This is a genomic window from Ruegeria sp. HKCCD8929 (genome assembly GCF_013031405.1).
In the GTDB taxonomy this organism is placed as follows: Bacteria; Pseudomonadota; Alphaproteobacteria; order Rhodobacterales; family Rhodobacteraceae; genus Ruegeria.
On record NZ_WPZY01000069.1, the window covers coordinates 1 to 10501 of the forward strand.

Genomic DNA, 10501 nt, shown 5'->3' on the forward strand with positions numbered 1-10501 from the left:
AGTCCGGCGACGACTGGGATATCGCGCGCGCCGCCGCCACGATGAAGGGCGAGGGTCAGGAAGCGATGACTTCGGCGGTCATCGAAGATTTCACGGTGATGTTTCAGGTCACAATGGAGCAGGTCAAGGAAGCCAGCGACATCCAGCCTGCCGACAAGGTCAAGCTGATGGCCTCGCTGTCGGACAGCTTCAACAAGATGATTCTGGCTGCCGGGCGCGCAGCCCCGAAACTGAACGAGCTTGGCATCGCCACTGACGTGCTGAAACGGTTCGCCGAATTCATCATGAACGAGTTCCCGCAACACAGTGCGGCGTTTCAGGAGGTGCTTGAACCCTTTGGTGTCGAGATCTCCAAGGCGTATAACTGATGAAGCAGCGCGAGTTCCTGGACGGTATCGCCGATCTGGCACAGAGCTTCCGGGCCAAGATCGAGCTGGAGGTTGAGGCCTTTGTGGTCGATGAGGCCGCCAAGGCCGAACGGCTGGAGCGCGTGCGGGATCCGGAGACCGGCTATCGGTTCTTCATGGAAACCTACATGGCGCACTATCTGGGCAAGCCGCCATCGTTACTGCATCAGGAGCTTTACCGCGATTTGCCCGCCATGGTGAAGGAAGAGGAAGGCCAGAAGCGTCTGGTCATCGCACCACGCGGCTCGGCCAAATCCACCCATATCAGCCAGGGCTTTCCCCTGTGGTGCATTCTGACCGGTCAGAAGCACTATATCTGCCTGATCATGGATGCCTTTGAGCAAGCGGCCGTGATGATTGAGGCGATCAAGGCTGAGCTGGAGATCAACCCGCGCATTTCCTACGACTTCCCGGAGGTAACAGGCGCTGGTCGCACGTGGCGCGAGGGCGTGATCGTCACCCGCAACAACATCAAGGTTGAGGGCTTCGGCACCGGCAAGAAGATCCGGGGTCGTCGCCATGGCCCCTACCGCCCCGATCTGGTTGTCCTGGACGACATCGAAAACGATGAGAACGTCGAAAGCCCCAAACAGCGGGACAAGCTGGAAAAGTGGGTCTCGAAAGCCGTCTTGAAGCTGGGCCCGACTGACGGCTCCATGGACGTGCTTTATGCGGGTACCGTGTTGCTGTTCGACGCCGTTATTATCCGGTTCTCCAAAAAACCGGGCTGGCAAGTATCCCGGTACCAGGCACTGCTGAAATGGCCCGACCGTATGGATTTGTGGGACGAGTGGGAGGAGCTGTACCTCAACGACGAACCGGCGGCGGACGCGTTCTATCTGAAGCACAAAGCTGAGATGGACAAAGGGGCCATCGTCAACTGGCCTGAGATGCACAGCCTTCTGTTTCTGATGCAGGAACGCGCAGGCGATCACGACAGCTTTGAATCGGAATACCAGAACAACCCGATCAATGGGGACAACGCATTCCGGGATCTGACCTACTGGGTCATGACCCGCCACGACTGGCTGTATTTCGGGGCTATCGACCCCTCGCTCGGCAAGAAAAAGAAAGGCCGCGACCCCAGCGCCATTCTGGTCGGTGGCTATTCACCCGAGACCGGTGTGCTGGACGTGGTCGAGGCGTCGATCCGCAAGCGCCTGCCGGACGTGATCATTGAGGACGCGCTTGCCATGCAGCGCGAATATGAATGCACTTTGTGGTTCGTTGAAAGCGTCCAGTTTCAGGAGTTTTTCCGAACCGAAGCCATGAAGCGCGCGGCCAAGTCCGGGTTGGCCATGCCCTGCTATCCGATTCAGCCTTTTGCCGATAAGGAACTGCGCATTGAGCGCCTGCAGCCGCCCATGGCTGCCGGTCTGATCCGGCTGCACAATTCGCAACGCACCCTGATCGACCAGCTGCAGCAATGGCCCACCGCCGCCCATGATGACGGGCCTGACTGTCTGGAAATGCTCTACTCCAACGCCCTGAAATTCGGTGGTGCCGCATCCGGCAGCACTCAGATCGCGGTCGCGGCCGCAAGCAATCACCCAATGGCGGGATACTGACGATGGCAAAAAAGAAGTCGAAGAAGAACAGGGGTCAGCACCTCAACGCCGGCAGCGCCGTTGCGACAGTCGCCAATGATATCACCATCGCCAATTACTCGGATGTGCTGCATCCGCTGGATGACACGCTGATCGAGCGCGGCGGCGGCGAAGGTCTGAAGATTTATGACGCCATCGAGCGGGACACCCATGCCTGGTCCGTTCTGCAGAAGCGCAAGCACAAGCTCATCGGGCGTGAATGGATTATTGAACCAGGTGGCGAGGGCAAGGATGACGTGGCTGCGGCCGATTTCATCCGGGATGTGCTGAGCAATCTGCCCTTTGATCAGATCTGCATGGATCTGCTGGACGCCACGAACAAGGGCTTTGCTATCGCCGAGAACGTCTATACGCGTGACGGCCGTCACATCCGCCCTGAATACGTGACCGCGCTGGAGCAGCGGCGCTTTGTCTTCGACAAGAAATGGCAGCCACGCCTGTTGACCTGGTCGTCGCCAGCGCTGGGAGAAAAACTGCCTCAGCGCAAATTTTTCGTCCACCGCTTTGGCGTGAAGGGGAACAACCCCTACGGCCTTGGCATGGGCACCCGTCTGTTCTGGCCGGTGCTGTTCAAGCGCAACGGTGTGGGTTACTGGATGCATTTTCTGGAGCGCTTTTCCGCACCGATCCCAGTGGGCAAATATGTCGAAGGCCGGGGGTCGCAGCATCAGCGCGAGCTGATGAACGTCTTGCAGATGATGAACCGCAGCTCGGCCATCACCGTTCCGATTGGCACCGAACTGGACAGTTTTGAGGCCAAGCGGTCAGGCACCGTGGATTATTCCGTCTGGGGCAAGTTCTGGAACACTGAAATGTCGAAGGCGGTTCTGGGCGAGACGCTCACCACCGAAATGGGCGACAACGGTGCACGGGCAGCATCCGAGACCCATGCGGACATTCTCGATGCTCTGGTCGACAGCGACAGCGATCTGTTGTCCGGCACGCTCAACGGCACCTTCGTTCGCTGGCTCTGCGCTTTCAACTATCCCAATGCTGCCCTGCCGAAGATCTGGCGGCCGCGCCCAGCCAACGAGATGGCTCAGGAGGAGCTGAAGCGCAAACGGGCTGAGCGGCGCATCAAGGACATGGATGCCCTGAAGGCGGCGCGTGAGGCCGGATACGAGCCGACGGATATCGGCGCGCACATGGACGATGTCTTTGATTGCGAAATGCAGGACGTAACGCCTGCGGCCAACTCGGACGCTCAAAAAAAAACTCCTGACATAGCATTTGCTGAGGACGGCACGGTGCGGATCGAGGATCTGATCGCCGCGACCGAGGCGGCGATCCGCCCGACGCACGAGACATGGATCCGCGAGCTGAAGGCGGCGACTGGCCTGCCAGACGATGCGGACGAGGTCCGGCAGGCGTTACTGGACTGGCAGACGCGGCTGGTGGATGAAATCCCCTATGCGGAAGCTCTGGGCGATGCGCTGGCGCTGGCCGAGTTGATCGGCCGCGGTGAAGTGTTGGATGAAGACGGCCCGGCACTGGCCGAGCCGAAGGTCGGCACCGTCACCTTCAATGAGGCGCAGGAGTTTCACCGTCAAAAAGTCAGTTTGCCCAGCCGGGTTTGGACCGACACGCTGCACCAGGCGCACGACCGGGCCTTTGTTGTGGCTGGCGCCGATTCCGTTTCACTGGTTGAGGATCTGCGCGGTGCGCTGGACAAGGCAATGAATGGCGGCGGTGGGCTGGAGGGGTTCCGAAAGCAGTTCGATGAGATCGTCACGCGCCACGGCTGGGATTACAACGGCGGGCGCAACTGGCGCACGCGGGTGATCTACGACACCAATCTGCGCGCCGCGCATCAGGCCGGTCGCCTGAAGCAGATGCGGGATCCGGATGTGGTCAAGCTGCGCCCATATTGGCGGTATGTGCATGCTGAAACCCGAGAGCCAAAACAGCCACGCGAAGTGCATCTGGCGTGGGACGGCAAGGTGTTCCGCCACGATGATCCAATCTGGAGCATGATCTACCCGCCCAACGGCTGGAAATGCTCCTGCGGCGTTCAGGCGATCAGCGTGGCCGGGCTGAAGCTTTTGGGCAAGGACGGCCCGGACACCGCTCCGGCGCTCAAGATGCGCAAGGTTCAGGATCCGACCACGGGCGAGCGGATCGAGGTGCCTGAAGGGATCGACTTCGGTTGGGGGTATCAACCGGGCGACACCTGGGAGCGCGGGATCGTGCCGCGCGAGCTGCAGAAACCGCTAAACCCGACCCAGCCGGATTTACCTTTACCGGTCTCACCACCGCTCGCGGATCTCGGACGGCCCTTTGCTTCGCCCGTGCTGCCTGAAGGTCGGGAGCCTGAGTTCTATGTTCAGCGCTTCCTGCAGCGCTTTGGGGCCGATATCGGGCGCGGTGTATTGCATCGGGACAGAGCCGGTCAGGCCATCGTGATTTCCGACCAGCTGTTCCGGAACGCGGACGGGGCATGGAAAGTTCTGAAGTTCGGGCGTGCTGTCGACGCCGAGCGTCTGGCCGAAGCCATCTTTGATCCGGATGAGATCTGGGTGGACTGGGTGGACATGCCGGACGGCACCCGGCGCCTGGTGCGCCGGTATTTGCGCTGGGATCCGGAGATCTCGACCTATTCCGCTTTCAACTGGATGTCTGGCGCGTGGTTCGGGGCGACGTCATTTTCGCCAACCAAAGGCCGCCGCAACAAGCCGGACGTGAAATACCTCGAGCGCCACCGCCGGGGTGCCTTGATATTCAGGAGGGAAGACTAAGGCGGCAGAGGTTGGGATCTGCCGCCAGCCAGCAATAGGGTCTGATACCCACCCAACGGGTTCCATCGCTGCGCCCCCACATTATAGGCCCGACCGGGCCAAAATTCAACCAGAGGAGAACGGTCATGCAGTCGCCAAACCCAATCATGAAGTACTTTGAGTACGAGCATCTGCCCGAGTATTTGCAGGCGGTGAGCAAGCCGTTTTGCGATCTGGCCCGCCAGATTGACACCGACACCTACGATGGTCCTGAGAAGAGCGCTGGCCTGCGTAAGCTGCTGGAGGCCAAAGACTGCATCGTTCGTGCGGCCGTTGGGTGAAGCCATGACAGCCAAGCCTGAAGAGGTTTTCAAAACGATTGCCGATTACAGCAGCGCCACCGCGACCTGTGCCGGTGTCGGTGCCTGTGAGCTGGCTGGAATGGTGGTGTCGGTGCTGAGTGTCCATCCGGAGCTGATACCAGACTTCCTCGATGACCCGTCCGGAACCGTCTTGGATAACCTCGACACTTTTCAGTGGGAGAACGGGGCTTTGTCCTGGCTCACCCAAAACGGGGATATCGTTACACCGGCCGAGCTGCGCGCGCACGTCGGTCGCAGAGACAACTGAAGGGAAGGCCATGACCGGCACACGCCTGGAATTCAGCTTCAACGACAAGGCGCTGCGCGCGGATCTGCGTGAGCGCCTGTCCAAGCTGGAAAATCTCGAACCCTTCCTGAAATCCATCGGTGAAGAATTCGCCGGTGCTGGCGGCGTCATCAATCAGCGCTTCAAGAATGAGCGCGGCCCCGATGGTACGCCTTGGGCGCCGCTCTCGGAATCGCAGAGGCGCCGCCGCCAGAAAAAATACGGCAATGCGCCGATGACCATCCTGCGCATGCGGGGCCATTTGGCGGGGTCGATCAATTATCGAGTCAGCGGCGGCAGCCTGAAGATCGGCACTGGCAGGGAGGTCGAGGACTACGCGGCCATCCACCAGTTCGGCGGCGAGGCCGGACGCGGGCTGAAGGCGGTTATCCCGGCCCGGCCCTATCTCGGATTTTCCGATGCCGACATGGAGCTGATTGAAGAGGAGGCCGTCGGGTATTTCTCGAATGAATGAGGGTCGCGTTGAGCCCTTTCCGGACACTAGCCACGGTGTCGGCCTTCGCCTGCGCAGCATGTCGAGAACTGGCACAAACCTGCACGCCTCCCAGTAGCTAGTTCGCGTAGAATAACCTCCTTGACGCACAACCTTGGATCGTAGGAACGTGGAGTGGTTCATTCGAGAGGGTATTATGAGCGAATTTTTTCAACTCGTGGAGGAGCTTGCGGAACGGTCCAGAGTGGCAGAACGGCAGGCAGTGACCGAAGAAGCAACGAAAACCTCAGTCATTTTGCCCTTGCTGCATGCTTGGGGCTTTGACGTTTTTAACCTGAACGAGGTCGTCCCAGAATATGTGGCTGACGTCGGAACTAAAAAAGGTGAAAAGGTTGATTTCGCAGTCAAGATTGATGGAAAAATCGCCATGTTGGTGGAGGCGAAGCCCATCACATCGAAACTCGGCGACGCCCAGTTCAACCAACTCTTTCGCTACTTCTCAGTCACCGAGGCGCGCTTGGCCATCCTGACTAATGGGCGGGAAGCTTGGTTCTTCTCTGACACAGACGCCCCGAACAAGATGGACAAAAAACCGTTCTTCAAGTTCGATTTCCAGTCCCACGATTCCGACCAGATCGAGGAGTTGTCCCGTTTCCGCAAGGAGAAATTCGCCATTGATCAGATTCTCGAGGCCGCCTCTGCACTGAAACACACGAGGGCGGCATCAAACTATCTGAAAGCGCAGCTTGAGAACCCAGACGACGAATTTGTCCGACTTGTCGGTCGACAAATTTACGATGGCTCAATAACCAAAAACGTTGCCGAACAATTGAAGCCAGCAATCCAGGCCGCGCTGGACGAATTGATACGTGATCGCATTCAAGACAAACTCTCCATCACATTCCGGAACAGTGGTAGTCCAGAGTCCAAAAAGCCGTTGGATGAAAGTGACACAGTGGACAGTGGCAACGGCGTCATGACCACAGAGGAGGAGATCGAAGCCCATCGCATTATCCGTGCCATAGGAGCGAAAGTGGTAGACGTGAACCGGATTGGTATACGAGATGCCAAGAGCTACTGCGCAATCCTCATGGACGACAACAATCGCCGCCCGATCTGTCGCCTGTACTTCAACTCCCCAACCAACAAATCGGTAGTCATTTTCGACGCGGATAAGAACGAACAGAAGCACAAAATCGCATCCATTGAAGAGCTTTATCTGCATGCCGAGGCATTGGAGGCGGTCATCACCGCATATGGTCAGTAAAACCTAGGAAACCGCACGTGGGCCGCAGCATTGCATAGGTAGTAGCGAGCCCTTTGCCGACCTCGACCAAGGCGCGGACCTTCGCTTGCGCAGCATGACAGTCGGCCCACAGCCGACATTCATTGTCGTGATCCTCACCGCACCGATGTTTCCGAAATGCAGTCATCTATGCACCGCGCAGCATCTGCGTAAGTCGAAGGCCTATGCGGGCCGACCGTGCGAGGGAGGGTTCCTGCCAAACTGACGGGTAGCCTACGAGTCAACTGCGTGGCATCAATCGAACAATGAAATGCCCTCCAATCCGAAAGCTGGCCATTCTATCTGATGACGCCGAATTGGCGGCACGCCTCTCTTGCGTTTTCAGCCGTCCGGGTTACTACCTGCCAATTCTCGACGGTCCGCGAATGACGAGACCGGATGGCCGTAGCGAGGCCGTCCGAAGGAACAATGTGATCGCCAAAGCAGGTGTTACCAGGATCGCTCTTGCTGACCTGACCGCCGAGCAACATGACGCAATGGCTAATCTCCTGCCGTCCAAGAGCATTCTGACGATCACCGCTCACGACTTGGATGGGGTTCTTCGGGAAAGGCCGCCCCCGTCTCTCCTAAAATGGGGAAGAAGCAACATAGGTGTTGGTCTCCTCACGGCGTTGCGGGGCAATCAGCTTCTTGAGTTCAGTGATGGTGCAGAGACAAGAAACGCTGAACTAAAGGGCAGAGAGCACTTGGTCGTTTGCGAGGCCGGAGAACCGCTTAGTGAGGTCATTGCCGCAAATTATGCATTCGCTCTTGATGCCGATCTTCTCATAATTCCGGAGGTAGGCAGGGACGCTGCTGAAGACCTCACCGAAGAGCTGTATAGTCTGTATGACCTCCATGGCCAGAGCGCCACCGACAGTCTAGTTCAATTGGCCAAGCGTGTCCGTGAGCTATGCCCCGGTGTCGTACCGCCTGAAGGTGGAGGCATCACGTTCTTCACCAGCCACATTCCATACGGCTTCGGCTTTCCCGAGGTGCCTTCTACACATCTCGAGGTTTATCCGGATCTGGGCGTTTCCGTTCTAAACGGCCTTGCTGCTGGAAAAGCGGATACAACAGGTGTCCGTTGCGCTGTGCTAGTGGACCCTGGCCGAACAAAGGCTCCGGAGGTCGAGGCGGTTGCACGATCGCTGGCCAAACGCAGGTTGTTTGTTCGTGGCTATCCTTGGAAGACTGCCAACGTCAGAGACATTACAAATACGGTGGAACTCTTTCCTTATGATTTCTTACTTTTCGCCACGCACTGCGGCGATGCCGATGGTTATCGGTTCACGTATGAGTTTAATGACGCCTCTGGCCGGACCCGCCGCCTAGTCGTGGACACCGCGATTGGGGTCGCTCAAACAGATGACCCCGAGATGCTAAACGTTATGCAGTTCCAGCGATTCCATAAGCTTGATGGGGTCAGTTGGAGCGATCCAAAGAAGTCGGAGAAGATAGAAGTCGGCTCGGCCATAACAGACTTCGTGGAGCTGAAACAGGCGAAGGAACTCGAGCCAGTTAAACGAGAGCGAATATCCCGCGTTCTCGGCTCGGCGGCGTTGAAGATGGCCGATCACAACTACATCGCAATGCCGAGGGAGCTCGCTGACCACGGCTCGCCAGTGATCTTCAACAATGCTTGCGCGTCGTGGCATCAGCTCTCAGGTCGTTTCATGTTCGCCGGTGCTCGTGCCTACATCGGCACACTGTTTCCCGTTACTGGCGCTGAAGCAGCAAAAGTCGCCGAGTTCTTTGTCGAACATGACGAGGGCATGCCATTGGCAGAGTCCCTTTGGCACGCGCAGAACAAAACCTATGACCAATCACAAATGCGCCGACCGTATGTTATGACAGGTGTCTACCCTCAGAACCTACACGTATTCCAAGACGACGTTCCGTCCTACATCCAAGGGCGACTCGATAGTGCGCTAAATTACTGGAACGAATACACCTCACAAAGCGATTCCGAGAAAAACGCGGTTGCGGAAATACGAGGCTATTACCAATCTGAAATTGAGTGGTTCAAGCAGAAGTGGGGAAAAGATAGCTCAAAAGGACAGATGCGACGTGCCAAACGAAAAAAGCGCCTCTTCCGGCCCTAAATTCCGTTGCTGTCAACAGGGAATACTGGCTTTAGCGCTGGGCCTAGCCTTTGTGAGGAGCAAATAGAAATTGAGCTTTGTGAACTTTGGATGGTCTGCTTTTCTCAACTGTGGAAGGTCTTCTCGCACCTGCTGCAAACTACCGGAACGCGCCCTCCCTTCAGTTGTCCCGCAGTCGCAGCACTGATCTAGCACTTTCAGCGAACGGCAACTCTGTGGCCGGATGATCTTCTGTCCAGCAAGTTGCAGAAAAAAACGCCTCAGGAAGAACATCAGCGGCCTCTTGGCTATCTTCACCCCGGAAATTCCCTAACCCGCGTTAAACCCACCGTTAAATTCGCTCTCCTGCGATCTTGATGCCTTCCCCTCGCCCCCGGTTTCACAAATCGCTTGCGAACGCCCCGATCTTCGCCATGATCAGGGCAGCGCGACCAGCGCGCCTCCCCTGAACTCAGTTCAGGTATTTCCCCTAAATCCAGCCGGTTAGTTTGCCTCCATCATTTACGCGATGGAGCAAATAATCCATGCCCTCAGACCCCAAGAGGCCGACCAATGTAGCAACGACACGCAAGGTGGAGGTGTTCCGGCCGGGCACCTTCCGGGCGATGAACGGCCAGGAATATGCGTTCACTGAGGCCGACGTGGCGGCTATGGCATCCGGGTACAATCCCGACGCCGCGCCGGCCCCCGTTGTCGTTGGTCACCCCAAACATGACGACCCCGCCTTTGGCTGGGCGCAGGGCTTTGAAGTCAACAACAGCGGCACGCTGGTGGCCGAGCTGAAGGATCTGGCCCCCGAATTCGTCTCGGCTGTGGAAGAGGGCCGCTACCGCAAGGTGTCGATGAAATTCTTCCCGCCGGATGCGTCCAACAACCCGGTGCCCGGCAGCTACTACCCCCGCCATATCGGTTTTCTGGGTGGTGCCGCTCCCGCTGTCAGCGGTCTGGCCCCGGTACAGTTCGCCGAGAGTGGTGATGACGATCTGGTCGAGATCGCATTCACCCTGCCGCAGGTGGCGGATGCCGCCTCCAGCATTTTCCGCCGGATGCGTGATTTCTTCATCGATCAATTCTCACTCGAAACGGCGGACAAGGTCATTCCCGAATGGCAGGTGCGCTGGCTCGAAGAGGCCGGGGACGATTCCGAACCGGAATCCGGCCCCGGCTTTTGCCAACCCCAAGAAGAGGAGACCTCCATGGGTGGAGATCCCAAAGACCTCGCGACCCGCGAGGCGGACCTGGCCAAGCGCGAGCGCGCACTGCGCCACACCGAAAGCGTGG

8 protein-coding genes and 1 pseudogene are annotated in these 10501 nt (G+C 58.1%); all 9 read left to right on the forward strand.

The features are described 5' to 3' along the window. A partial coding sequence (locus GOX53_RS27960) for a DUF1804 family protein (RefSeq protein ID WP_171182159.1) occupies window positions 1-368 on the forward strand: 368 nt, incomplete at its 5' end. Further along, on the forward strand, window positions 368-1975 hold the full coding sequence (gene terL / locus GOX53_RS27965) for a phage terminase large subunit (RefSeq protein ID WP_171182160.1): 1608 nt from the start codon (window positions 368-370) through the stop codon (window positions 1973-1975). The genes GOX53_RS27960 and terL, both read left to right, overlap by 1 nt. Before the next feature lie 2 nt (window positions 1976-1977). Then, a complete protein-coding gene (locus GOX53_RS27970) occupies window positions 1978-4749 on the forward strand; it encodes a DUF935 family protein (protein WP_171182161.1) in 2772 nt (923 codons plus the stop codon). Between the two features lie 125 nt (window positions 4750-4874). Beyond that, entirely contained in the window at window positions 4875-5069 is a 195-nt protein-coding gene (locus GOX53_RS27975; protein WP_171182162.1) for a hypothetical protein, read from the forward strand. Window positions 5070-5073: 4 nt separating this feature from the next. After that, the gene (locus GOX53_RS27980) at window positions 5074-5358 is read left to right on the forward strand and encodes a hypothetical protein (protein WP_171182163.1); all 285 of its coding nucleotides are present in this window, start codon (window positions 5074-5076) and stop codon (window positions 5356-5358) included. 10 nt (window positions 5359-5368) lie between these two features. Beyond that, window positions 5369-5851 carry a phage virion morphogenesis protein gene (locus GOX53_RS27985; protein ID WP_171182164.1) on the forward strand — a complete coding sequence of 161 codons (483 nt, stop codon included), beginning with the start codon at window positions 5369-5371 and terminating at the stop codon, window positions 5849-5851. 175 nt (window positions 5852-6026) lie between these two features. Further along, the gene (locus tag GOX53_RS27990; protein WP_171182165.1) at window positions 6027-7097 is read left to right on the forward strand and encodes a type I restriction endonuclease; all 1071 of its coding nucleotides are present in this window, start codon (window positions 6027-6029) and stop codon (window positions 7095-7097) included. A 449-nt stretch (window positions 7098-7546) separates the two neighbouring features. After that, the gene (locus tag GOX53_RS27995; RefSeq protein WP_171182166.1) at window positions 7547-9220 is read left to right on the forward strand and encodes a hypothetical protein; all 1674 of its coding nucleotides are present in this window, start codon (window positions 7547-7549) and stop codon (window positions 9218-9220) included. 524 nt (window positions 9221-9744) lie between these two features. Then, window positions 9745-10501: pseudogene (locus GOX53_RS28000) on the forward strand (hypothetical protein); the annotation flags it as partial.

Bases quoted from the DNA above. Each gene is read 5' to 3' on its own strand.
- GOX53_RS27970 (WP_171182161.1), top strand. From the start codon at position 1,978: ATGGCAAAAAAGAAGTCGAAGAAGAACAGGGGTCAGCACCTCAACGCC.
- GOX53_RS27985 (WP_171182164.1), top strand. From the start codon at position 5,369: ATGACCGGCACACGCCTGGAATTCAGCTTCAACGACAAGGCGCTGCGC.
- GOX53_RS27990 (WP_171182165.1), top strand. From the start codon at position 6,027: ATGAGCGAATTTTTTCAACTCGTGGAGGAGCTTGCGGAACGGTCCAGA.
- GOX53_RS27975 (WP_171182162.1), top strand. From the start codon at position 4,875: ATGCAGTCGCCAAACCCAATCATGAAGTACTTTGAGTACGAGCATCTG.
- terL (WP_171182160.1), top strand. From the start codon at position 368: ATGAAGCAGCGCGAGTTCCTGGACGGTATCGCCGATCTGGCACAGAGC.
- GOX53_RS27980 (WP_171182163.1), top strand. From the start codon at position 5,074: ATGACAGCCAAGCCTGAAGAGGTTTTCAAAACGATTGCCGATTACAGC.